Annotated in this window: 18 protein-coding genes and 2 pseudogenes; 11 read left to right on the top strand and 9 right to left on the bottom strand. The window is 60.7% G+C overall.

Annotation, left to right across the window (positions count from 1 at the left end; translation table 11 throughout):
• The first annotated feature begins 53 nt into the window (after positions 1–53).
• A complete protein-coding gene (locus tag MRBLMA1_RS09130; RefSeq protein ID WP_363736267.1) occupies positions 54–1727 on the top strand; it encodes a GMC family oxidoreductase in 1674 nt (557 codons plus the stop codon).
• Positions 1728–1764: 37 nt separating this feature from the next.
• Here the strand turns inward: MRBLMA1_RS09130 and MRBLMA1_RS09125 are convergent, their stop codons facing one another.
• Positions 1765–2538: an SDR family NAD(P)-dependent oxidoreductase gene (locus MRBLMA1_RS09125; RefSeq protein WP_363736265.1), complete on the bottom strand. Its 774-nt coding sequence runs from the start codon at positions 2536–2538 to the stop codon at positions 1765–1767.
• 149 nt (positions 2539–2687) lie between these two features.
• Between MRBLMA1_RS09125 and MRBLMA1_RS09120 the strand changes: the two genes are divergently transcribed.
• From MRBLMA1_RS09120 to MRBLMA1_RS09100, 5 genes are all read left to right on the top strand, one after another.
• Positions 2688–3890: an acyl-CoA dehydrogenase family protein gene (locus MRBLMA1_RS09120; protein ID WP_363736263.1), complete on the top strand. Its 1203-nt coding sequence runs from the start codon at positions 2688–2690 to the stop codon at positions 3888–3890.
• Between the two features lie 16 nt (positions 3891–3906).
• On the top strand, positions 3907–5034 hold the full coding sequence (locus MRBLMA1_RS09115; RefSeq protein WP_363736261.1) for an acyl-CoA dehydrogenase family protein: 1128 nt from the start codon (positions 3907–3909) through the stop codon (positions 5032–5034).
• 76 nt (positions 5035–5110) lie between these two features.
• Complete coding sequence (locus MRBLMA1_RS09110; RefSeq protein ID WP_363736259.1) at positions 5111–5923, top strand: MarR family winged helix-turn-helix transcriptional regulator; 813 nt, start codon at positions 5111–5113, stop codon at positions 5921–5923.
• Positions 5924–6001: 78 nt separating this feature from the next.
• Positions 6002–7216, top strand: a complete 1215-nt coding sequence (locus MRBLMA1_RS09105) for a sulfotransferase (RefSeq protein ID WP_363736257.1) — start codon at positions 6002–6004, stop codon at positions 7214–7216.
• Between the two features lie 381 nt (positions 7217–7597).
• Positions 7598–7993, top strand: a complete 396-nt coding sequence (locus MRBLMA1_RS09100; RefSeq protein ID WP_363736255.1) for a hypothetical protein — start codon at positions 7598–7600, stop codon at positions 7991–7993.
• Between the two features lie 192 nt (positions 7994–8185).
• Here the strand turns inward: MRBLMA1_RS09100 and MRBLMA1_RS09095 are convergent, their stop codons facing one another.
• Both MRBLMA1_RS09095 and MRBLMA1_RS09090 read right to left on the bottom strand, forming a co-directional pair.
• Positions 8186–8380 (bottom strand): hypothetical protein, encoded by a 195-nt coding sequence (locus tag MRBLMA1_RS09095; protein ID WP_363736253.1) that lies wholly within the window; start codon positions 8378–8380, stop codon positions 8186–8188.
• Positions 8377–8541, bottom strand: coding sequence for a hypothetical protein (locus MRBLMA1_RS09090; protein WP_363736251.1), 165 nt, complete (start codon positions 8539–8541; stop codon positions 8377–8379). The genes MRBLMA1_RS09095 and MRBLMA1_RS09090 overlap by 4 nt, the downstream gene beginning before the upstream one ends.
• Before the next feature lie 651 nt (positions 8542–9192).
• Between MRBLMA1_RS09090 and MRBLMA1_RS09085 the strand changes: the two genes are divergently transcribed.
• Positions 9193–9906, top strand: coding sequence for a hypothetical protein (locus tag MRBLMA1_RS09085; protein WP_363736249.1), 714 nt, complete (start codon positions 9193–9195; stop codon positions 9904–9906).
• Here MRBLMA1_RS09085 and MRBLMA1_RS09080 read toward each other — a convergent pair.
• The 6 genes and pseudogenes from MRBLMA1_RS09080 to MRBLMA1_RS09055 all read right to left on the bottom strand — a co-directional run bounded on the left by MRBLMA1_RS09080 (position 9881) and on the right by MRBLMA1_RS09055 (position 18533).
• Positions 9881–10600 (bottom strand): annotated as a pseudogene (locus tag MRBLMA1_RS09080) (IS630 family transposase). The gene MRBLMA1_RS09085 and the pseudogene MRBLMA1_RS09080 overlap by 26 nt on opposite strands.
• 233 nt (positions 10601–10833) lie before the next feature.
• The gene (locus MRBLMA1_RS09075) at positions 10834–11955 is read right to left on the bottom strand and encodes a Fic family protein (RefSeq protein ID WP_363736247.1); all 1122 of its coding nucleotides are present in this window, start codon (positions 11953–11955) and stop codon (positions 10834–10836) included.
• A gap of 406 nt (positions 11956–12361) precedes the next feature.
• Entirely contained in the window at positions 12362–12619 is a 258-nt protein-coding gene (locus MRBLMA1_RS09070; protein WP_363736909.1) for a hypothetical protein, read from the bottom strand.
• 103 nt (positions 12620–12722) lie between these two features.
• Positions 12723–13175, bottom strand: a pseudogene (locus tag MRBLMA1_RS09065) (DUF1348 family protein); the annotation flags it as partial.
• 402 nt (positions 13176–13577) lie between these two features.
• Entirely contained in the window at positions 13578–15665 is a 2088-nt protein-coding gene (locus MRBLMA1_RS09060; protein WP_363736245.1) for an acylase, read from the bottom strand.
• 78 nt (positions 15666–15743) lie between these two features.
• Positions 15744–18533: a TonB-dependent receptor gene (locus MRBLMA1_RS09055; RefSeq protein ID WP_363736243.1), complete on the bottom strand. Its 2790-nt coding sequence runs from the start codon at positions 18531–18533 to the stop codon at positions 15744–15746.
• 224 nt (positions 18534–18757) lie between these two features.
• Between MRBLMA1_RS09055 and MRBLMA1_RS09050 the strand changes: the two genes are divergently transcribed.
• From MRBLMA1_RS09050 to MRBLMA1_RS09035, 4 genes are read left to right on the top strand one after another with little or no spacing between them, the layout of a single operon-like run.
• Positions 18758–19369, top strand: coding sequence for an RNA polymerase sigma factor (locus tag MRBLMA1_RS09050; RefSeq protein ID WP_363736241.1), 612 nt, complete (start codon positions 18758–18760; stop codon positions 19367–19369).
• Positions 19329–20330, top strand: a complete 1002-nt coding sequence (locus MRBLMA1_RS09045; RefSeq protein ID WP_363736239.1) for a FecR family protein — start codon at positions 19329–19331, stop codon at positions 20328–20330. Before MRBLMA1_RS09050 ends, MRBLMA1_RS09045 begins: the two co-directional genes overlap by 41 nt.
• A 33-nt stretch (positions 20331–20363) precedes the next feature.
• Entirely contained in the window at positions 20364–21665 is a 1302-nt protein-coding gene (locus MRBLMA1_RS09040; protein WP_363736237.1) for an MFS transporter, read from the top strand.
• A gap of 17 nt (positions 21666–21682) precedes the next feature.
• Positions 21683–23200 carry a CRTAC1 family protein gene (locus MRBLMA1_RS09035; RefSeq protein WP_363736235.1) on the top strand — a complete coding sequence of 506 codons (1518 nt, stop codon included), beginning with the start codon at positions 21683–21685 and terminating at the stop codon, positions 23198–23200.
• The last annotated feature ends 247 nt before the right edge of the window (positions 23201–23447 follow it).

The raw sequence follows: 23447 nt of genomic DNA, 5'->3' as shown, positions 1-23447 counted from the left end.
ACCCTTTGCGCTTCCCCGCTATGCACAGCAGCTTGGGAAAGGAGAAAGCCATCATGGTCGAGGCGCACAGCGTCGTGGAGGCGGAAGCCGATTATGTCATCGTCGGCGCCGGATCGGCCGGTTGCGTGCTCGCCAATAGGCTGAGCGCGAACGGCCGTCACAAGGTTGCGCTGTTGGAAGCGGGCGGCGACGACAGGCCGCTGCAAAATCTTCTCAATCCCGCGCAGGCGATGAGCACGATGAACATTCACGTGCCTGCAGGCTTCACCAGGATGCTGAAGGATCCTCGCGTCAATTGGAACTATATGACCGAACCCGATCCGGGATCGGACGGCAGGCGGCATGTGTTCCCGCGTGGCAAGGTTCTGGGCGGCTCCTCCTCCATCAACGGCATCATCTGGGTCCGTGGCCTGCCGGAGGATTATGACGGCTGGCGGCAAAGGGGACTGACCGGTTGGGGATGGGAAGACGCCGAAACCTATTTCCGCAAGATCGAAGATCAGCAGGGCGCGGATGCCGGCAGCGACCGGCCGGTCGGCCCCCTCAAGATAAGCGACGTGCCGATCCGACATCCCATGCTGGATGTGATGACCAGGGCCTTCGAGGAAGCCGGTGCCCCGATCTCCAACGATCTGAACGGCACCACCCGGGAAGGCGTGGCCCGTATCCGGCTCAACGCCTATAAGGGCATGCGCGTATCGGCGGCCGTTGCCTATCTGCATCCGGCGATGAAGCGGCCCAATCTCCAGGTCATCATTCACGCACATGCCACGCGCGTCCTGTTCGAAGGCAGGAAAGCCGTGGGCGTCGAATATTGGAAGGGCGGCCGCATCCGGCAGGTGCGCGCCCGCCGAGAGGTCATCCTGTCGGGCGGTGCGATCAATTCCCCCCAATTGCTGGAGCTGTCAGGCATAGGGCAGGGCGAGCGGCTGCGGGAGCTGGGCATTACGACGCTGGTCGACAGTCCGAATGTCGGTGAAAATCTCCAGGATCATTATGCGGCGATGGTTCGCGCCCGCCTCAAACCGGGTGCTGCGAGCTTCAACGCCATGTCGCGCGGTTTGCCGCTGGTGGGGCAGATGCTGCGTTTTGCCATGAACCGGACGGGTCTGCTGGCGCTGGGCGGCTCGAATCTGACCGCATTCCTCAAGTCCGATCCGTCGTTCGACCTGCCCGATCTGCAATTCTTCGCCAGCCCCGCGACGGTCGATTTCGAGGCGCTGGCGCTCAAGGGCGCGATGACGATGGAAAAGCTGCCCGGCATCACGGTGGGCGGATATGTGATGCGGCCGCAGTCAAAGGGCTCGATCCATATCAGGAGCGGCGACTTTCATGACGCGCCGGCGATCAGGCCGAATTTTCTTTCGGCCGAAGCAGACTGCCGGGCGCAGGTCGGTTGTCTGCGCTGGGCACGCCGCGTCATGGAAAGTCCCGCCCTTGCCCCCTATTTCGATCATGAACTGACGCCGGGTGCGGCATTGCAGAGCGACGAGGAATTACTGGGCTTTGCCCGCTCCAGCGGGTCGACCGGCTATCATCAGGCGTCGACCTGCGCCATGGGCGTGGGGCCGGACGCGGTCGTTTCCGGAAAGCTGAAAGTCAACGGCGTGGAAGGCCTGCGGGTCGTCGATGCCTCTGTGATGCCCGCTGTCGTGTCGGGCAACACCAATGCGGCGACGATGATGATCGCGGAAAAGGGTTCCGACATGATCCTTGCCGAAACCTGACGAGGATCGCCCTTTCACTTCGCCCGGACGGCGCTGTTCAGCTTTGTTGACGCACCTGCTCCCCAAACAGCAGGAGCGACTGGTCGGTGGGCAGTGCATCCCAGATCTGGCGCGCGGCTGTGTCTATGTCCATGACGCCGATGCCCTGTTCCATCTGCCTGCGCATCTGCGACGCAATGGGATAGTCGCTGTCGGCCATGGCGGCGACATGGCGGGTAAGAGCCGTGTCGACAAATCCCGGTCGCACTGCCGTCACCCAGATATTGTCCTTTCCGCGCAGCGCCAGTTCCCTGCGGGTAACGCGAACCCACATTTCCTGGGCGGCCTTGCCCGCGCAATAGACGCTCTGTCCTATGGTAGGTGAACGGGCGGAAGAAGAGGACATGAGGACCAGCCCCGCCTCTCCGGCAAAGCCGCTCTCCCCGACCGCGCGCACGAACATTTCCGCGAGCCGCAAGGGCGCTGCGACATTGGCGACAATGTCGCGGGCATAGTCATCCGGCGCGACCTCTCCGACAAAGCCGGTCATCCCTTTCATATGCGCATTCTGGATGAAGATCGCGCGGGAGCCCCGGAACCGGGTGAGGTTGTCGGCAAAATGAGAGCCGACATCATCCCAGCTTGCCGGATCAGCGAGGTCCAGGAAGACGCTCTCATGGTCGGGATGGGGTCGTCGCGACAAGTTGACCACGCGCGCGTTAAGATAGGGGACATTGCGCGCCAGGCCCAATCCTATGCCCTCGGTGGCGCCTGAAATCCATATCAGGCTGTCGCAATCGCCATGCGCATCTGTTATTTCTGCATTTTGCATGTATGATCTTCATCATGACGGTCGTCCTGCTGTCAAATCACGCTGTCGCACCATCGCATGGATGATGCCGCGGCCCATGCTGCTTGCACCCCTTGGCGGTGCAGGCCATGGACATTCCAATCACCATACAGATAGCCGGAGCCGATCCGATGGAATTGCGCCTCGATCCCGATCTTCAGACCTTCCGGACGGAAGTGCGCGCCTTTATCGACAGCGTATTGCCCGCCGAGATGAAGGAACGTCAGCGTCGCAAGGTCGCCAATAACGCCGCCGTGCCCGATCTGCTGGAATGGATGCGCATCCTCAACGCTCATGGCCGATCCGTGCCGCACTGGCCGGTGGAGTTTGGCGGTTGCGGTTGGACACCGATGCAGCTCTTCATCTTCAATGAGGAACTGTACAAGGCCGATGCCCCTGAATTCGACTGGGGCGGCACGCATATGCTGGGGCCGGTGCTCTATACCTATGGTTCCGATTATCTGAAGGACAGGTTCCTGCCCATGATCCGCGAAGGCGCGACCATGTGGGCGCAGGGCTTTTCCGAACCGGGGTCGGGTTCCGATCTCGCTTCGCTGCGCACCAGCGCCGAACTGGTCGGCGACAAATATATCGTCAACGGGCAGAAGATCTGGACCAGCGGCGCCGCCCATGCGGACTGGGGCTTTTTCCTGGTCCGCACCGACAAGAATGTGAAGCCGCAGCGCGGCATCAGCTTCCTCATCATCAAGATGGATACGCCCGGCGTCACCGTGCGCCAGATCCCGCAGATCAATGGCGAAGCGCATCTGTGCGAAGTGTTCCTGGACAATGTCGAGGTTCCCGCCGACCAGTTGATCGGGGAACCGGGCATGGGTTGGACCTACGCCAAGTTCCTGCTGGAGCATGAGCGCACCACGTCGAGCTTCATCTACTGGAGCAAGCGGGAACTGGCACGCGCGAAGGACATTGCGCTCGGCGAAATGACAGGAGGCCGCCGCGTCGCCGACGACCCTGCTTTCCGCGCCCGTTTCGCCAGGGTGGAGGCGGATCTGCTTGCGCTGGAATGGTCGGTTCTGCGCGTGCTGGCGCATGAGGAATTCGACGCGCCGGAGGCTGCCGCCGCCTCCGTGTTGAAAATCCGGGGTTCTGAACTGCAACAGGAAATCACCATGTTGCAAGTCGACGCCCTGGGCGCGAAGGCGCTGCGCTTCTTCGATGTGGCCCCTGTGCCTCCCCCCGCGCCCACGGATATGTGGGCCGATTATGCCCCCGGTCGAACGACGGTGGCGCTGATCAACCGGGCGGCGACCATCTATGGCGGGTCGAAGCAGATCCAAAAGAATATTCTGGCCAAGCTCGCCTTCGGCCTCTGACAGGAAGACAGGAACAATGGATTTCGCGAAGTCCGACATTCAGGCGATGCTTCTGGACAGTGCCGAACGGTTGCTGTCCGAAAATGCCGACGTCGAATATTGGCGGCATCAGCGATCGAGCGCGACGGGCTTTGACGAGGCGCGCTGGACGCAGTTCGCGGAGCTGGGATGGCTTGCCCTGCCGGTGCCGGAAGCAGCGGGTGGTCTGGACGGTACGATAGAGGATATTGCGCTGCTCAACATTGCCCTGGGCAAGGCTCTGGCGACCGAACCCTATATCAGCACGATCGTGCTTGCCGGCCATGTGCTCAAGCAATCCGCGGACGAAACGCGGGCGCTGGACCTGTTGGGCGAGGTTGCGGGCGGCACGCTGCGCATCGCGCTCGCGCATCAGGAAAATGGCGCTCATCCGCTCGACGTCGAGGTGACCGGTACCAGCGCCCGCCGTTCCGATGATGGATATATTGTGTCCGGCACGAAGATCATGGCGTTCGATGCGCCCAGCGCGGGGCAGTTGATCGTCTCGGCCCGTCTGGAGGGGGAAGAGGGCGTCGGCCTGTTCCTCGTGCCCGCCGATGCGCCCGGCATTTCGGTTGAATCCTATGCGCTGATCGATGGCACCCGCGCCTCCGACATCGTCCTTGCCGACGTGACGCTCCCGTCCACGGCTCTGCTGATCGGTGGCAATCGCGGCGCGGCGGTGCTGCGCGAGTCCATCGACCGTGCCTCGATCGCGCTGATGGCGCAGGCGGTCGGCGCGATGGAAGCCGCGAACAAGGTCTGCGGCGCCTATGTGCAGGAGCGCAAGCAGTTCGGGGTCGCCATCGGTTCCTTTCAGGCGATCCAGCATATCATGGCCGATAATTTCGTCGCCGCCCATCAGGCGCGTTCGATGCTCTACCACGCCTTGGCCAATGCGGATCAGGATGAGGCGACGCGGTCGGCCGCGCTTTCCGCCGCGCGCCTTGTCATCGGAGAGGCGGGGCAGACCGTCTCGCGCAATGGCATTCAGGTCCATGGCGGCTATGGGCTGACCGATGAATATGCGATCGGCCATTATTTTCGCCGGTTGATGTGCATAGAAAAGCAATATGGCGACCTGATCCAGCATGGCGAACGCTTTGGCGACAGCATCTTCGGCTAAGCTCTGCAAGGGGCCACGCGATTGAGGGCCGGGCCAAGCTCTTGCGGATCGCCTCACCCTGTGTCTTTGTGGCGCCATGACGGGACGCGCCAGGACTGAAGAAGGCGAGCGCAGCGTGGAGGCATGCCGCGCCGCTCTCGAAGTGCATTATGCGGTGCACCGCACCATCCCATCCATGGCGGGCCTTGCCAGGCTGTGGGATTATGCCAGCAAATCATCGGCATCCCGGCGCGTCGATCAGCTGATAGAGGCGGGCATATTGCTCTGGTCGGCCGACCGGCGACTGGCGCCCGGGCCGGCCTTTCGCATCCTGCCCGATCCGCAGGTGCAGGCCGACGGGGTTCCGGCGCCCGCGGCCACCGACCCGCTTCAGGCGGCTCTGGCTGCCTGGGCGACAGACTATGATCCGGTGCTGGTTCGCTCCTACTCCGTCACGACGCGCCTGTTGCGCCTGGCCCGGAGCATGGAACGGCACATGACGCTGTCGGCCGCGCGGGAAGGGCTGACATCCGGCGACGTGCTCCTGCTCGATGCCCTGTACCGCGTGGGACCGCCCCATCGCATCGCGCCCACAGCGCTCAAACACTATTTCCTGATGTCGCTTGCAGGCGTTGCCAAGCGGGTCGATCGGCTGGAGGCGCTGGGCTTCATCCGCCGGGTGCCCAATCCTGACGATCGGCGCGGCTTGTTCATCGAATTGACGGAGGCAGGCCACGCGGCGCTCACCAGGCTGGTCGAGCTCGACCGCTCCGCCCCGCATATCCTCTGGCCGACCGCACTCAGCGAGCAGCAATATCATGCGATGATAGAATCCCTGAATATCGCAGAAGCGCTGGTCGCGGAGCAGGATAAGAACGAACGTTCCCATGAACCTCGTTCACCCATGTGATAATATCCAGTTTAATTGACTTTCAGGCACCTATTGCTCCAGCATATGCAAATCCAAGTGAACTAGTGAGGAGGGGTGATGCGCAGCCGGTCGGAAAATGTGGGAACCGTCGCTGACCTGTCGAGCGGCATAGATGCAGCAGCGCTCATCCGCACGTCTCAGATAATCGCCGGTAATTTCGATGCGCTCGATCCCGCTCTTGTCGGCAGGGTGGAACGGTTCACGGGCTGGTTGAACGAACAGCCGCCCCTGCGTCCCGAGCAGAAGTCGGATGTCGAATTGCAACTGCGCAAGCTGCTTTCGACGCGCCTGCGGCTCGCTGCGGACCGCAAACGCATTCCCGCCATCGCAGAGGAAAAGATAGAGCGGCCCATTTTCGTCATCGGCTTCGGCCGGACCGGCACGACACTCATTCATTCGTTGCTGGCCGAGGATCCCGGCGCGCGTACCCCGCTCTGGTGGCATAGCCATTCGCCAAGCCCGCCGCCGGGCGAAGTGCCGGTAACGCCGGAGCGGATAGAACTCACGGCCAGGGAACTGGACGAGCTGCTGATGCGTGCGCCCGGCCTGCTCACGCTTCACCCCTATTGGGACAAGCGCGGCCATTGCCCGATCGAATGCGAGGAAATCTTCACCCTCGACTTTCAGAACGCTTATCCGTCGCTGCTGTACAAGCTGCCGGCGCTGGCGATGATCCTGGACGCCAGCAATATCGCCGCGGCCTACAGTTTTCATCGCCAGTTCCTGCAGCATTTGCAGTGGCAGCAGCCGACCAGCCATTGGGTAGCCAAGGGAATATACCACCAATTCGCCCTGGACGCGCTGTTCGACGCCTATCCTGACGCGCTGTGCATCTGGCCGCATCGCGACCCGGTTCAGGTCCACCCTTCGATCATGGCGATCACGGCGGTGCTTTATGGCGGTATCACCAACTGGCAGATGGATTTTCAGGCCCTCGGTCCCGCCTTTGTCGAAAGCATCGCGGCATCGCTGGCCGAAACGATGAAAAATCCGCTGGTCGACGATCCTCGCATCTTCCATGTCGATTTCCAGGACCTGACGAGTGACCCCGTGGATGTGATCCGGCGAGCCTATGGCCATTGGCAAATGGATTACACGCCCGAATTCGACAGCCGGATGCGGACGTGGCTCGCCGATCCGGCAAATGCTTCCAATCGCTATGGCCGCTATGATTACGCCCTGGAACCCTTCGGCCTCAGTCGGGAGATGATCGAGACGGCGTTCGAAGGGTATTCGCGGCGCTTCAGGCTGGGCCGGTTCGCGCGGGCCTGAGGGCGGTGCGTTCCGACGCCCACTACAAGCTTAACCGGCACGTCCTATCGGACAAGAGCCTATAGGTTGGTGGGAAGTCGCGTAGGGAACAGCCTTACGATGCGGTGGGTTTCGATGACGTGCTATTTCGGCAAGAGAGGATCCTAAAATGGCAAATCAGAACCAACACAATCCCGCCGGGGACCAACTCGGGCAGACCCGACCTTCGAGCAGCGGCGTGCCGGTTTCCCGGACGAACACGCCGTTGGTGCCCAGGCATAGGCCAATTTTGGAATAGGACTATTGCCTATTTTAGTCCCCGGGGGTGTGGAGAGCGGAATGACGGCTTGCGGCTAGGTGACAGCGCCTTGCAGACATTCCACTCTGAGCTAAGATCGTGTCATGCGTGAGCCAGATTTCCAAACCGACGGATGGTGCCTTGATGACGGTGAGGGTTACCACGCCGCTGCGCCAGAGACGTTTTGGATACCCGACCGGCAAAGGCGAGAAAACCTTAAACCCGGAGACCTTGCAAAGCTGATCTTTCGGATAAGCGTCGATGACGGTGATGAGAATGTCGCCGTGGAGCGGATGTGGGTTCTGGTCAGGGAGCGCATAGATGGCGGGTATCTGGGAATACTCGACAATGAACCCAGTGCCATCGCTGAGAACGATGAATTTTGGTTCGGAACAGAGCTTCCATTTTCCCCGAGGCATGTAATCAACATCGAAGAAAAAGACGAGAAAACCATCGCACTTGCGTGTCAGGAACCACGCAGGCGTTGGTCGACGCAATAGCTATGTCCGCTTCTGGAGAGTAAGGGTCGTGATTGGAACAGCAATTAATGGTCGACAGCAGAAACGGCAATCATACGCCAATTCAAGAGTTTTGAAGAATCGGTGCCAGATCGCGAAATGCATTGATGACGCGCTGGACGGTGACGATCTTCCCGTCCACATTATATGCGATCAATAAGCGGCGCTCGAATGTCAGCGTCCGCAAACCTGCCACCAAGTCATCGCGGGGGGATCCGCGATGGGGAAAATCGGCCAACGCCGCGATGCGTCTTCAATTCTGGCAAGGTAGCCGTCTGCCGTGGGAATATCGGCTTCCACGCTCACCCATCGGTGAAGTGCAATCAAATCCTCGATCGCCAATGCCGACAGTTGCACGTCATAGGTCATGCCTTGGCGATCGAGGCCCTAACCTGCGCAAATGCCTTGTCGAGCGGCATGAGGGGACGGGGATCAGCTAGGGCTTCCGCAACGCGGATGCGCACCAGTTCATCCAAAACAGCCTCTTCGCGATCCAGCGCGCGCAAACCCGCTCGCATCACTTCGCTCATAGAAGCATATCAGCCAGACGCAAGATGGCGCTCCGCGTGCGATGACATTTCGCCAAGCGTTACCGTGATTGCCTTCGCAGCCATGTCTACCTTCATTCCAATATGATTTTATCATATCGCATCTTCGGTGCGGATGCTAGTGGCTGGTCGGCGGCAATCGACGGAGTTGGGTGCCAGGAACGGGAAAGCGGACCAGCCGCAGCTGGGAGTGAAAAATCAGCAGTTGAATGACGACAAAGGGTCGTTATTTTCCGGGTTTGCCCAGTCCAAATGGCCGGGAAAGATCGCCCGTCCAATGCGATAACGTTGCGGTAGCGGACTGCATGTCGCGCGTCCCGCTGTTCCGTACGAGATAGTATAAGCCATCTCCCAATGGCTGTATTCCGACATGGGCATTCTGATGCCACCCCCGCACGCCCGTCTTCCCATCATGAAGGCCATCCTGGGCAAGAGGCAATTCCAGGCTATTCTCCTCGTTCGTGCCTTGCGGAGGAACCAAGCCTCGCAAGGCCTGATAATGTGGCTGGCTTCGGGCATCGAGCGCAAACAGCAGATAATTGGGCCAGTCGGGCTTGGCTCCCTGATAGACGCCCATGAACCAGCGCTGCAGGTGAGGGCATCCTTGCAGCGCGGCGATATTATGGCGCGGCGATGCCCGGATTTTCCATACCCGCGGCCGAGCACAGCACGATGACAAGCTGGGCCCCGGAACGCGAGTCGGCTGCCTATGAGAACATGCTCGATGCCTTCGGCGGGCCCGGGAAGCTCGTTGCCGTCGTATCGGACAGCTATGATCTCGATGTTGCGGTGGCAGAAATCTGGGGCCGCACCCTGCGCGACAAGGTGCTTACCCGGCAAGGCACCCTCGTGGTCCGGCCCGATAGCGGCGATCCCATCGAAACCCCACTGCGGACTGTGAAGACGCTGTGGGAGAAGTTCGGCGGCACGATCAATGCCAAAGGCTATCGGGTACTCAATCCGCATGTTCGGGTGATCCAGGGCGACGGCATGAACATCGCCAGCATCACGCGGCTGATCGATCGCATGGTCGAGGAAGGCTATGCCATCGATAACATTGCGTTCGGCATGGGCGGCGGCTTGCTACAGCAGGTCAACCGGGACACCCTGTGCTTTGCTATGAAGGCCAATGCGCTGAAAGATGACGACGGCAACTGGCGGGATGTTGCGAAGAAGCCGGCTACCGATCCTGCCAAGGGCAGCAAGGCCGGACGTCAGGCAGTAATCGGCAAGGAAGGCAAACTCATTGCGGCTCGATTAGATATGATCGGCCCTGAGCAAGATCAGTTATACCAACCTGCATGGATCATGACCTTCGCGCCTATTTTCGACGGCCGATGGTCATGATGCGCCATGGCTGGTCGATGAGCTTGTTCCAAGCCTCGCAGCAGTGATCGACGATGTTGTCGTAGGATGTGAAGATGCGGTTCGACAGCCAGTTGTCGCGCATGAACTGCCAGATGTTCTCGACCGGGTTGAGTTCAGGGCACTTGGCCGGCAACGGGACGATGCTGATGTTGGCGGGCACCTTGAGTTTGCCGGTTGTATGCCATCCAGCCTGATCCATCAGGACGACCGCATGAGCCCCCGGCGCGATGGCGAGCGATATCTCGGCAAGATGCAGCGCCATGGTTTCGGTGTTGCAGAAAGGCAGGACGAGCCCGGTGCCCTTGCCGTGTTCGGGCAGATTGCGCCAAAGATGTTGGCCGATTTGGTCCGCGGGTCCTTTGGAGCCGAAGGGCCGCCCAGCGCCGCGTGATTGTGTTTTTCTGACCGACGCGGGCTTCGTCCTGAAACCAGGTCTCTATCGGCGTACCATCCAGCAATCCTTCGGGACCACGCGCGTAAACCGGAGCACCCAATCCCGAACGATCTGGAGCCCGACGCCGCCGATCCGGGCCGCTGCGCTCCGACTGCCGCCATCGTATATCTTGGCCAATGCAAGAAGCCGCCGTGCCTGGCTCGCGCTCTTCGTCGTCCGCGACAATCGTCGCAGCGCTGCCCCATCAAAATCTTCCCGCAAGCCGATCGCTGAACCCATGGTGTCGCACTCCAAAGCCAGGGCTCGATAGATTCAGAATTTCACCGCCTAGGGAATCCCCCATGAGTCAGACACCGCGCAAGTTGGTATTAGTGCCGGTATGGCGCAACGGCGAACTGCTAGCCCGTTATGGTTTCGAGGACATCCGGCAGCGGTCTGAACCGAAATAATTGTTGCAAGAGGGCGGTCCTCTGCCGGTGGATCGCTCTGTCGAAGTTTGCCCAAAATGTGATTCAAGAAGGCGGTTGGTCATTGACCAGGTTCAAATAGTACCTTGTGTGCTTCAGTTCCCCTTTCCTGCGGAGGGCTCCCAGTTCGACCAGTTCGGCGAGATCGCGAGTGGTCGTCGCTGGTGCAGCGCCGGTAATGATCCGGTAGTTTGCCGCGCTCAACCCGCCCCTGAAGGCATCCGGTCCGTCGGCGAACATGCGGAACAAAGCCTTCTCTTGCCGCGCGTTGATCTGGTCGCGAAGGCGGTCAAGCAGCTTGACCTTGGTGAGGAGGAAATGAACCCGCTCCAGCGTGCGCTGTTGGGCCGCAAGCGCGATGTCAGAAAACCAGTCGAGCCATTCGTCGATGCGGTTCGACAAACTCGCACGTTGAAGCTGGGTGTAATAGTCCTTGCGATGGCGCCGGATGATCTCTGCGAGCGCCGTGATCGCGGGTGCGTCAAGTCCTTGGGCCAGGGCCTTTTCCGCAATCGCGCGGCCGAGGCGCCCGTTGCCATCTTCGAAGGGGTGGATGGACTCGAACCATAGATGAGCAATACCCGCTCGCGCCAGTGCGCTCACCGGCGAAGGGTCGGCCGGCCTGGTATCGTTGAACCAGGCAATGAATGCGTCCATCTCGCCTGGCACCGCTTGTGATGGCGGAGCCTCGAAATGCACCTTGGGCGCGTGCAGGGCTCCCGAGACTATCTGCACGGGATCGGTATGTGTTCGATATCGGCCTATGTCGGCGAGGTCCCGCCTGCCGTTCAGGAGCAAGGCATGCCAATGGAACAACATGGCGTCGTTGATCGGTTCGCGATAGCTGTGGAAGAGGTTCGCCATGAGTTCTGCAGCGCCCGCCTCGGCGGCATTGGCGCGGCGGTGGTCGGCCTTGATCCCCAGATGTTTCGCAACGGACGACTGCACGCTCGCGCGATCAAGGATCTCCCCCTCGATTGCGGAACTGTCGACAGCTTCCTGCGCCATGAGTTCGATGGTGAGGTTCTGGCGATCATCGGAATCGAGATGGGCCATGACACCGACCAGGACACCAGCGCCCTTCAGAAACCGGTCCTCGCGGCTTCTCAGGCGCTTCGCATCATAGGCGAAGTTCGGCCAATCGGGTTGTTGCCAGTTCCAACGCATGACCGATAGAGTACCTTTCTATCGATCATAATAGAGAATAATTTGATTTATAAAAGATGTTCTTATCGTTCAGAACGAGGGTCTGTATCATATGGTTCGGTAAGGGGATGCTCAATGTAGAGGGACGACGGACCAGCCCGGCACTAGCTCGCAATAAAGGGCTAACCGCAGCTGCGATTTGGCTGTCCGGCAGACATTATTCTGGAAGCTGGAATGAACCGCCCGGGGCTGAGCGGCTTAGGGAGCGTCAGCCGTGACGACCGATCGCATCGAGCAAGGTTGACCGGAGGCGATGAACGATCCGTTGAAAGCTCTCATCATCACCAAGCGCCCGTGCCAGAACGATTGCAGCCTGTATTCCAGATACCGCCCCTTCCGCGAGGTCCATGGCCATCGCTGGCGGAACCTATGCCACTTCGAGACAGTGAGCCAGAGCCGAAATCCAACGAGCGAAGTATTCCTTCACCTTGACCGCGAAGATTTCGCCAGAGGAGTTCAGCCCGAGGCATCCAACGACGCAGACCCTTCTTCCGGAGCGGAAATATGCGGTCACATCGTCGAACATGGCCGTGACAGCCGCCGCCGGATCAGAAACATTCTCCAGCGGCGAGAAAATCGCGTCGGCGAACCAACCGTCGATATTCTCAAGGACCGCCTCCATCATCTCATCCTTCCCACCGGGGAAGAAATTGTAGAGGCTGCCTTTGCCAAGGCCTGTCGCCTTTGACAGCACAGCCAAGCTCGCGCCCTCCAACCCGTGCTCGCGAAAGATCGCTCAACGAGGCGCGGTCGTCCGGACGGCGACCGAGAGGCCAGAAGAACAGGCGCTCCGATTCCCTGATGGGCATCTCGTTGATGCTGGCGTGGCGGTTCTACATCAGTCCGTCTTCGGCAAAGAGCCAGTTTTCGTTTCCGTAGGCTCGGAACCACTGTCCGGCGTCATCGCGATACTCGTAGGCATAGCGAACCGCAATACGGTTGCCGGTGAACGCCCACAACTCCTTGATAAGCCGATATTCGTGTTCCTTCCACTTGCGCTCAAGGAAGGCCTGAGCTTGTTCCCGATTGGTCGCGAACTCGACGCGGTTGCACCAGCGCGTATCGAGGGTGTAGGCTAGGGCGACCTTGGCGGCGTCGCGGGTGTTCCAGCCATCTTCAGCTAGGTGAACCTTCTCGACAGCGGACTCGTGGGTAAACGGGGGCAGCGGGGGACGGGACATTTGATTTCCCTTCGAGATGTGAATGGTCTTGGCAATCGCGGGGGCCGCAGAGAGAGACCGCGATAGCTTCGCACTCAATTTTAGGCCGAGAAACCTTGCATCGCATTCTCGAAGCCAGCCTTTCAAGTTGATCATCGGTGTTGGCTTACCCGCGCCTGTTGAAGGGCGGGACTCGGGACATTCCCGCCGTTGCCTCGCGACTTGGTGAACGGCAGGATCAGCCAGCAGCAGACAGCCAGCGTCTGCCCGAACGAGCACGCAGAACGACAGAGACTGGCCGCCGGTTGTCATATATAGCGGTTTGCAGCTAGGCGGTCTAAATGATAAACTCGGCTTATTAGACGGATCATGATGATCGGCCGTTTGAATATATCAATTTGTCTCTGGTGATCTGGATAGTCCTCAGTAAGCCATCTTCTCTTCCAAATGCCGCTCGATGTTGGCACGATCGATCCAGAGACTACGGAATTTCTTGTCAGCCAACAGCTGGAGCTGATCGCTATTGTGCTTCGATCCGGGCTGGCTGCTGTTACCATAGCTCATGAGGCCTACGGCCTTCAACGGCGTACCAAACTCCACCATGGATACCCAGGTTTCACCATGGACTGGCGTACGCTCGCCGTTTTTCATGGGGCCCCAGGTGATGGTGCGAAAGACGCCGGTATTGCCGAAGCCGCCATTGGCCGGCACGCTCACATCGCCGATGTGGAAGCGGGACACATCGCCATAGGGGCGGTCGATCGCGCCATAAAGCTGTTTGGTCTTGGCGACCGCCTGCTTCAACATCGCGACCGCTGCGGCAGGGTCTTTGAGACCGCGAGGCGTTTCAAGCGGATCATCGAGCGTCCATTTGACGGCATAGTTGGACTGATCGGTGAAATTTCGCGGCGCGAAGACGCCGGCCCAGGTTTCGAACAGCAGGGCCGCCCTGCTATCGGGTTCGAAGCGATGATCCCAGTCCTTCAGCAGGGCCGTCGCCGCCTGAACATCGGCGTCATTCGAGCCGGCGGCTGCCGCCAGCAGATCGGGCAGCATCCGCTCCGCCATCAGCGACGTCGTCGTCAGCTTGCGTGACACGAAATCGTCGAAGCTGATCTTGGGTGTTTTCGTCATGAGCTTTACCGACATCTGCGCGCGCTGGCTCATCGGGCCGACGGGCGCAACATAGGCAGGGAAAGCCCTGGGATCGAGCGCGCGCGGCCAGGTCGCCAGCCACGGCGGATCATTGGCGTTCTGCACGAAGCCGGTGGCGGGATCGAACAGCTTGGGCATGTCGTCATAGCTGTGGACATCCTTCCACAGCGTCGCCGACGTGTCGCCGGGCACGGGGGCGGACCAGTATTTGAGGTCGCCGCTCGCGTGTTTGGGGAGCAGGCCATTGTCGAGATAAAGGATATGGCCCGCGCGATCGGCGTAGATGATGTTGAACATCACGACCTGCATCCTGCGCAGCGCCTTTTCGAACGTCACCCAATCGCGCGCCTTGCCCATGTCGAGATATTGTTCGAGCACGCCGGACCGGTCGAGGCCCGCGACCTTGAGCGCGATCACCGTCTTGCCGTCGGGCAGCGTGAAGACGGGTCCGTGAAGCGTGCTTTTCTGTTCGAAGCTGACGGTCTTCAGCGTTCCGTCCGCTTGCTTCACCTTGTAGCTTTTGGTCTCGGACTTGAACGGCAACACCTTGCCATCGAAGCGATAGCCGTTGCCCTCCAGGGTCAGCTGATAGCTGGTGAAACCCTGCATCGTGTTGACAGTGTTCGTGAAACCCAGGTCGTTGTTGAAGCCGAAGCGCAGCACCGGCAATCCTACCTGTGTCGCACCATAGATAGCGAGGCCGGGCGCGGTGATCTGCGCCTCATAATAAGTGAGCTGGCTGGGCGCCCAGGGCAGATGCGGATTGGCGAGCAGCATCGCCTTGCCGCTGGCCGAACGCGACGGCGCCACCGCCCAGGCATTGGAGCCGCCCGCTTCGTTGATCGAGGGGTCGGACAGCACCTTTCGATCGGATGCTATATAGCCGAAATTCATCAACCGCTGCGCGTGGGCGATGATATCGACTCCCTTGAGCGGCAGAACGACCTTGACCTCGGCCGCGATCCTGTCGGGGTGGGCGGCGGCATAGGCGTTGATCCCGGCGGCGAAAGCTTCCAGATTCTTCTGCATCTGCGGCGTCTGCTGCCTGAACCACTGGACCGAACGGGCCGGCACGTCATTGGCGACCAGCCATTTGTCCTGGCTTTCATATTTCTCGCCCCAATATTCGGCGGCGCGGGCGCGGCTTTCACCATACATGCGCAGAAGCAGATTGCCGTGGCTTTGCGCCTGCGCGTAGCCGAAACCGTAAAAGCCGCCTTCTTCGGTCTTCGCATAGATGTGCGGTACGCCGAAGCTGTCCCACAATATCTCTCCGGCGCCCCATTTGGCCGAAGGCGCGGCGACCGACGCGGTCATTGCGGTGGAGGCGGCCAGGGCCGCGAGCCAGATCGTCATGGGACGCATAGCGATGGTATCTCCGGTCAGGTCATGTCCGCGCCGCCCCGATGCGGACGGCGCGGATCGTCGCATGGATCAGAAGGTCAGCCCAACGCGGGCATAATAGAAGCCGCCGGTGAAGCCGATCGGGGACGTACCGACATAGAGGCCCTGGCCCAGCGTCGCGCTCACATCGCTTCTTGGGTTCTTGTCGGGATAGACGTTGAAGATATTGTTGGCGCCGACCGCCACGTTGACGAGCGGCGTCACCTGCCAGCCGGCTTCCAGGTCGGTGATCCACTTGGCGCCGTAGCTGCGATCGTTGGGATAGGTCGTCACGCCGTTGGCGGTGACGCCATTCTGGTAGAGTTTGAAGCTGCCGAAGCGGGTCAGGCGGGTCGAAAGTGTGAAGTCGCCCATTGTGGCCAGATTGCTGATCGACAGCTTAGTGCGCGGCAGGTTGTTGGTCATGTTGCTGCGCCGGGCGCGGTCGAACAGCACATAATCCGGGCCGAGCGCGGCCAGTTCGGGCGGATTGTCGATGATGTGGGTGATCTTGGTTTTGTTATAGTTGAAGCCCAGGTTCCACTGCATGTGCATGGTGTCGAGAAGGTCGTGCTTGTAGGACGCGACGACATCGATGCCGCGTGTGCGGGTGTCTATCGCGTTGGTGTAATATTGCGCGGTGAGCGTCCGCGCTTCCGCCGCTGGGACGCCGCTCGCGATCAGAATGTTGGAAATCGCTGTACCGGTCAGCGTGCTGGTGATGGTGATGCGATCATCGACATCGATCTGATAGGCGTCGATGGTCAGGTTGAAATTGGGCAGCGGGGTCAGCACCACACCGGCTGAGACGTTGAACGACTTCTCCGGCTGGAGCGGCTTGGCGCCCAGCGCGACGGCGGCGGGATCGTCCACCGCCAGCGTCTTGATCTGCAGCAGTTGGTTGGGGATGCCGTTGACGGTCCGGAACTGGTTGGTTGTCTGGGTATAGATTTGCTGGGCGACGGCAGGAGCGCGGAAGCCGGTGTTGGCGGCGGCGCGGAAGGCGATCCAGTCGGTTGCGGCATAGCGACCATTGACCTTCCAGATGAGCGTATCGCCGCTGCCGTCATTGTAATGTTCGAAGCGGGTGGCCGCGCCGATGGTGATATCCTTGCTGGGGTCCCAGGCTACGTCAGCATAGAGCGCGTAGTTGTCACGGGACATGTAGGCGGCGTCGGCCGGCTGGAAGCCGGCGGAGCTTTGTGCGCCCGGCGTCATGCCCGAAATGATCGCCGGTCCTACGGCGTAGCTGGCGGGGTCTCCGGCGAAGGTCTGATAGCGCTCATGCCGATGCTGCGCGCCTGCCGACACCTGAAGATTGCCGCCGCCCACGTCATAGCCGCGGGTAACGTCGAGCGAGGTGACGAACTCGGAGGATTTCAGCGTACCGATATAGAAGTCGGTCGGGCTGAGAAGGCCCAGTGAAGGATTGACCGTTCCTTCCGAGGACTGGCGCGCGCGATTGCGGCCATAGCCGGTCGAAAGATCCCAATCCCACCCCGATATCTCGCCCTTGGCCCCGACCGTGAATTCGAAATCCTCCTCGTCAATCATGACGTGAGGGCGATAGCCGTTGGGGAAAATCCCCATGACATTGTTGATGTCCTTGGGATAGCGATAGCTATACCACAGGTCCGAGCGCCGCTGGCTGTACGTGCCGAAGGCGTAGAGCTGCACCCCGCCCAGATCATATCCGGCATTGAGCGCAGTGTTGATGCTGCGCGAGGGCATGACGCCATAGCTGATGGTGACGATCCGTTCGGTGCCCACGGCCGCGGCGTCGCGGGGATCGAGTTGTCCATTGACCAGGGGATAAAGGCAGGTGGTGGTCGCCATGACCGAACAGTCCGCGATCGGCAGCGCTCGGTTTGACATTTCCTGCTTCTTGAGGTTGACCGAGAAATTCGCGAAGCCGTTGTCGCCCAGCTTCGTCCCGAAATTGAGGTCGGCCTGATATAGCTCACCGTCTGATCGATCGAAATTCTGACCCGCAGTGAAATTCGCCGATCCGCCCTTCGTCTCGTCCTTGAGGATGATGTTGATAACGCCCGCGATGGCGTCCGAACCATATTGCGCGGCCGCGCCATCTCGTAGGACTTCGATATGATCGACGGCCGAGGTCGGGATCATGTCGAGGTCCGCCGGAACCGACCCGTTGTAGAGCGTCGATACGGCGTTGATGAGCGACGTCTTGTGCCGCCGCTTCCCGTTGACGAGGATCAACGCCTGATCGGGATTAAGCCCCCGCAGGCCACCCGTCGCAATGACTGTGGACGTCGCGCCGCCTGCCCGCACCGGCAGGTTGAAGGACGGCACGAGCGTGTTGAGCGCCTGGAAGACGCCCGCCTTGCCGGTGCGGTTCAGATCTGCGCCGGAGATCACGTCGATGGGGGTCGGGCTATCGGTGATCGTGCGCGCCTGGCCGCGCGATCCTGTCACGACGATCGTCTCGCCGGCATCGCCCTCGGTCTCAGCGGCCGCCGCCTGCGGCAGGGCAGCGGCCTGCATGGCGAAGGGCAGCGCGGTAACGCCAAGGCTGGCGACCTCGACCGCACGGCTCTTCTGGGCCTGATGGCTGAGCGACAGCGCGATGACGCTGCTGTTGGACAGCGTGATCTTGAGGCCCGATCCCGCGATCAGGCGCTGAAGGGCCACGTCGGGCGCCATCTTGCCGTTCACCGACTGGGCATGAAGGCCCGCGACCTGGTCGTACGGGAAAAGAAGCTGGATGCCCGACTGCTTGGCGAAGATCGGCAAGGCCGTCTTCATCGGCTGGGCGGGAATCTTGAAATTGGTCGGCTCGGCCGCCAGGGCCACCGGCGCGCTCAATGCTGCTGCCATGACCATGGCGCACACAGACATATTCCCAAAATTACGTGACATCATATCCCCCGTGAGATGATTGGGCCGTAAAATATCTGGTCGTCAGTGGTGGATACGAAGCGCGTTCCCGTTTCTGGTATCGACACTCAAAAATATCTCATTTTTGTGACGGAGGGGCATTGGGTATCGGTCGGCTCGCACCTGGACGATGATCGGACCGGGCGTCGAAAAGGCAAAGCGAAGTGCGCAGGGGGACGGGTTTGGACGGACACTTGATCAGGGCCAGGCTGGATTGGTTCAAGGAGGCCGTTCTGCCCCATGAAGGCGCGCTGCGTTCGCGGTTGCGGCGCATTCTGTCCCAGCGGCACGACATTGACGACATCGTCGCGGAATGCATGACGCGCGCCTATGCCCATGGCGACATCAGCCGTCCGCAGAGCGGCAAGGCCTTTTTGTTCCAGATCGCGCGAAACCTGCTGATTGACGAGGCCCGTCGCGAAAAGATCGTGTCGCTCGAACTGGTCGCCGAACTTGACGTGCTTCAGGCGGACAATTCGACCGAAGATGCCTTGCACGCGCGGGACGAACTGCGCCATCTTCAGGCGATATTGGACACGCTTCCGCCGCAGTGTCGCAAGGCCTTCATCCTTCGTCGCGTGCATGAAAAGCCGGTCAAGGAGATAGCAGAGGAGATGGGCTTGTCCGTCTTTACCGTGGACAAGCATTTGACGCGCGCGGCTGTAAAGATAATGCAAGCCATCGGACAGTTTGAGGGTTCTGGATTTGGATGGTCGCTACAAAAGCGCAGAAGAGATGCAGGCGATCGAGGCCGAAGCGGCTCGTCTGTATCTTAATGCGCGGGCTAGCGACGCCCCGGAGGACTGGCATGTCGCCTATGACTGGATCGCCCTGGACCCTGCCCATGGCTTTGCCTTTGCCAAGGCGGAGGCAGGGTGGGAACTGTCGGAGCGGCTGACCGAACTCCCTGCCGGTCGGGATGATCGACCGGAGCCATCTGCAAATGTCCCGACCGAAGCGGTCGCATGGGTCGAGCCGAACGAAGGGACAAAGGCCCATCGCCTGGGTCGCCGGGATCTGCTGCTCGGTCTTGCGGCCGCAGCGGCGGTCGCCGGTATTACATCGACCGTAGCCTTGCGCCTTGCAGGCTCCGTCGATCATTATAGAACGGCCCTGGGCGAAACGCGCACCGTGCGGCTGGCGGATGGATCGCGCGTCCATCTCAACACCGACAGTTCGATCGAGGTGTCGCTTCGCGACGATATCCGATCGATCAAACTGTTGAAGGGCGAAGCGCAATTTGATGTCGCCCATGACGCAAAGCGGCCCTTCATCGTTAACGCGGACGGCACGTTGGTGCGGGCCGTTGGCACCATGTTCAACGTGCGCCTGCGCGCCGATGTCACGGAACTGACGGTCATCGAGGGGATCGTCGCGGTCCGCAACGGCGATTCCGCCGTGCGTCGGATCGAAAGCGGTCGAAGCGCCGCCGTCCGCAGCGGCAGCATCGCCGTCACGCATCTCGATCCAGCCAAGATCAAGCAGCGCGTTGCCTGGCAGGAGGGCATGGTGGAGTTTCAGGGCGATACGCTGGCGCAGGCGGTGGAGGAGTTCAACCGCTACCGTCAGACCCCGCTCGTCATCGGCGATCCCGCCATCGCCAGCCTCAGGGTCGGCGGCGCCTTTCGGCTCGATCGGTCGCAGGACTTTGTTGATGCGCTGGAAAGCGGTTTCGGCGTTCGGGCGGTGTCCGGCAGCGATAATTCGATCATCCTCGTTTCTTCGGACGGCAGTTAGCAGAAAGCTGTTGGATCATCCGTATCAACGGGGATGGATCATGTTACGTCTTTCGCCTCGGTAGGAATTTCCCGTCAGGATCGCCTGAAATCCATCCTTGGGGGTTCGATCGGTAATCTGATCGAATGGTATGACTGGTATGTCTATTCCGCCTTCACCCTCTATTTCGCGCCTGTCTTTTTCCCTTCGGACGACAGCACGGCGCAACTGCTGAACGCAGCCGCGATCTTTGCCGTGGGCTTTCTCATGCGGCCGATCGGCGCCTGGATCATGGGCATCTATGCCGATCGCAAGGGGCGCAAGGCGGGACTGACCCTGTCGGTCATGCTGATGGCGGGCGGATCGCTGATGATCGCGGCCATCCCCGGCTATGCCAGCATCGGCGTCGCCGCGCCCGTGCTGCTGTTGCTCGCCCGGCTGATGCAGGGGTTGTCCATCGGCGGCGAATATGGCGCGAGCGCGACCTATCTGTCGGAAATGGCGCAGAAGGACCAGCGCGGCTTCTTTTCCAGCTTCCAATATGTGACGCTGATCGCCGGGCAGCTTCTGGCATTGTGCGTCCTCCTTCTGCTCCAGCTCTTCCTGACCGAGCATCAACTCGAAAGCTGGGGCTGGCGCATACCCTTCGTGATCGGAGGCCTGATGGCGGTAGGTGTCTACCGCCTGCGCAGGGGCCTGAAGGAAACCGAAGCGTTCGAGGAGAGCGCAGCTGTCAGGGAACAGCCCCGGTCGAGCGGCCTCAACCTCATCCGCCGGCATCCGCGTGAAGTGCTGCTTGTCATGGCGCTGACGGCCGGCGGCACCCTCGCCTTCTATGCCTACAGCACCTATATGCAGAAATTCCTGGTCAACAGCGCGGGCTTCGGCCGGCAGACCGCCACCGCGATCATGGCGTCGGCCTTGTTCATCTACATGATGCTGCAGCCGATGGCGGGGTGGCTGTCCGACCGGATCGGGCGCAAGCCGTTGCTCGTCGCCTTCGGCGTTGCCGGCGTCCTGTTCACCACAGCGATCTTTACGGCGTTGGAAAGCGTCACCTCTTCGTTCGGCGCCTTTCTGCTGGTGTTGGCCGGGCTGGTGATCGTCACGGGCTATACCTCGATCAACGCCATTGTGAAGGCGGAGCTTTTCCCGGCCAACATCCGCGCGCTGGGTGTCGCGTTGCCTTACGCGCTCGCCAACACATTGTTCGGCGGTACGGCGGAATATGCCGCGCTCTGGCTCAAGCATATCGGCATGGAGGGCGGCTTCTACTGGTATGTCACCGCCATGATCGGGGTTTCATTGATCATCTATCTGCGGATGCCCGACACCCGCAAGACCAGCCAAATCTGATCAGAGGGGAAGACGTCATGCCTTCATTCAACCGCACGCTCTGCCATATCATGCCGCTGGTCCTGCTGTGTCAGCCAGCGATCGCCCAGGATTCCGCGGCTTCCGCCGAACCGCCATTCACCTCCGTGCAGCGCGATGACTTCGCCATCGCCGGGTCCCTGTCTAATAGTTGGGCGGACTTCGACAATGATGGCGACTTGGACCTTGCCGTGTCGCTCAAGGGCGGCGACATCCGGCTCTATCGCAACGACAAGGGGAAGTTCGTCAATGTAGGCCCGCAGATGGGCCTGCCGACGTCCGGCCCCGAAATGCGTGGCGTTGCCTGGGGGGACTATGATGGCGACGGCTGGATCGACCTGCTGGGTGGCGCCACGATGCCGGGCGACCTCAGCCTGGTCTTTCACAGCCAGGGCGGCAAGACATTCACGAACGTCGCGCCGGAACTCGGCCTCACCATTCCCAATCGGTCCGCGCGCCAGACCAGTTGGGTCGATTACGACAATGACGGCGACCTGGACGTCTATGCCGCCAACCGCATTGGCCCCAACAGCCTGTTTCGCAACGATCGTGGCAAGTTCGTCCAGGTGTCGGTCGGCACCGGTGTTTCGGACAGCCGCCCGACGGTAGGCGCATGCTGGTTCGACTATGACCGCGACGGCTTCCTCGACGTCTTCCTCGCGAACCAGTCGGGCGCGACGGATGCGTTGTGGCGTAACAATGGCGACGGCACGTTCACCGATGTCGCCCCCGCGCTGGGCATGGATAATCCGGGGCGGTCAAAGGAGGATGGCGGGGTAGGCTGCGCCGTCGGCGACTATGACAATGACGGTTTCCTTGACCTGTTCGTCCCCAATTACGGGGTGAACACCCTCTATCACAATAATGGCGACGGCACCTTCACCAATGTCGCCAAGGAGATGGGCGTCGCCATCGACAATCACGCCGTCGGGGCGGTCTGGGGCGATTATGACAATGACGGCTATCTCGACCTCTTCGTTACCTCCTACCATGGCCCGCGCGATCAGCAGCAGCCCAAGGACAGCCTGTTCCATAATGAGGGCGGAAAAGGCTTCCGGCAGGTGTTGAGTGAAACGTCCAAGCTCAATGTCGGCGACCATGGCGTGCAATGGGTCGATTATGACCGGGACGGGGCGCTCGATCTGTCGGTGATGCGCGGCTACACCAGCCAGGGCGGCCATTTCCTGTTCCACAACGATCTGGATCGTGCGGCGGCAAAGCGCAGCCTGTCGGTTACCTTGCTCGACGCCAAAGGGCGCTTCACGCGCATGGGCGCGGAAGTGCGGCTTTACGACAAGGGCGGCAAGATACTGGCAACGCGCCAGCTTTCGACTGGCGACGGCTATAATTCCGAAAATGCCGCGCCCCTGCATTTCGGGCTCAAATCGCTCGACCCGGTGAAGGTCGAAGTTACCTGGATGACGAAGAAGGGGCGCAAGCTCCAGACGTTGTCCAACGTGAAGCCATCACTCTACGTGCGAAAATCGTTGGTTATCGAGGAGCAGATAGAGCGTTAGGATGGGAGGATCACGCTTGATTATTTCTACCTTCTCTTTGCGAAACGACATCGGAAAGCGTAAGGGCAGAGGCAGATAACGAAGCCATCTGTAAATCGTATCAGTGTTAACTGCTGCCGCAAGGTCGCGGGACATTAGCGCATTTCGCGAGCATGAGCGGCAATGGCAGGATTAGGCTAAATCCGACGGTTCAGAATGAACGGTGGAATGACTTGAACTGGTCGACAGCTGCCGGGAATTTTCGTGG

The organism is Sphingobium sp. LMA1-1-1.1, from assembly GCF_040676365.1.
In the GTDB taxonomy this organism is placed as follows: Bacteria; Pseudomonadota; Alphaproteobacteria; order Sphingomonadales; family Sphingomonadaceae; genus Sphingobium.
The sequence above is the reverse complement of the archived record's forward strand: the minus strand, read 5'-3'. Positions and strand labels throughout refer to the sequence as shown.

Coding starts and splice junctions, on each gene's coding strand:
- MRBLMA1_RS09130 (WP_363736267.1), top strand. CDS start 54: ATGGTCGAGGCGCACAGCGTCGTGGAGGCGGAAGCCGATTATGTCATC.
- MRBLMA1_RS09125 (WP_363736265.1), bottom strand. CDS start 2,538: ATGCAAAATGCAGAAATAACAGATGCGCATGGCGATTGCGACAGCCTG.
- MRBLMA1_RS09120 (WP_363736263.1), top strand. CDS start 2,688: ATGGAATTGCGCCTCGATCCCGATCTTCAGACCTTCCGGACGGAAGTG.
- MRBLMA1_RS09115 (WP_363736261.1), top strand. CDS start 3,907: ATGGATTTCGCGAAGTCCGACATTCAGGCGATGCTTCTGGACAGTGCC.
- MRBLMA1_RS09110 (WP_363736259.1), top strand. CDS start 5,111: ATGACGGGACGCGCCAGGACTGAAGAAGGCGAGCGCAGCGTGGAGGCA.
- MRBLMA1_RS09105 (WP_363736257.1), top strand. CDS start 6,002: ATGCGCAGCCGGTCGGAAAATGTGGGAACCGTCGCTGACCTGTCGAGC.
- MRBLMA1_RS09100 (WP_363736255.1), top strand. CDS start 7,598: ATGCGTGAGCCAGATTTCCAAACCGACGGATGGTGCCTTGATGACGGT.
- MRBLMA1_RS09095 (WP_363736253.1), bottom strand. CDS start 8,380: ATGACCTATGACGTGCAACTGTCGGCATTGGCGATCGAGGATTTGATT.
- MRBLMA1_RS09090 (WP_363736251.1), bottom strand. CDS start 8,541: ATGAGCGAAGTGATGCGAGCGGGTTTGCGCGCGCTGGATCGCGAAGAG.
- MRBLMA1_RS09085 (WP_363736249.1), top strand. CDS start 9,193: ATGCCCGGATTTTCCATACCCGCGGCCGAGCACAGCACGATGACAAGC.
- MRBLMA1_RS09075 (WP_363736247.1), bottom strand. CDS start 11,955: ATGCGTTGGAACTGGCAACAACCCGATTGGCCGAACTTCGCCTATGAT.
- MRBLMA1_RS09070 (WP_363736909.1), bottom strand. CDS start 12,619: ATGATGGAGGCGGTCCTTGAGAATATCGACGGTTGGTTCGCCGACGCG.
- MRBLMA1_RS09060 (WP_363736245.1), bottom strand. CDS start 15,665: ATGACGATCTGGCTCGCGGCCCTGGCCGCCTCCACCGCAATGACCGCG.
- MRBLMA1_RS09055 (WP_363736243.1), bottom strand. CDS start 18,533: ATGGCAGCAGCATTGAGCGCGCCGGTGGCCCTGGCGGCCGAGCCGACC.
- MRBLMA1_RS09045 (WP_363736239.1), top strand. CDS start 19,329: ATGCAGGCGATCGAGGCCGAAGCGGCTCGTCTGTATCTTAATGCGCGG.
- MRBLMA1_RS09040 (WP_363736237.1), top strand. CDS start 20,364: ATGGATCATGTTACGTCTTTCGCCTCGGTAGGAATTTCCCGTCAGGAT.
- MRBLMA1_RS09035 (WP_363736235.1), top strand. CDS start 21,683: ATGCCTTCATTCAACCGCACGCTCTGCCATATCATGCCGCTGGTCCTG.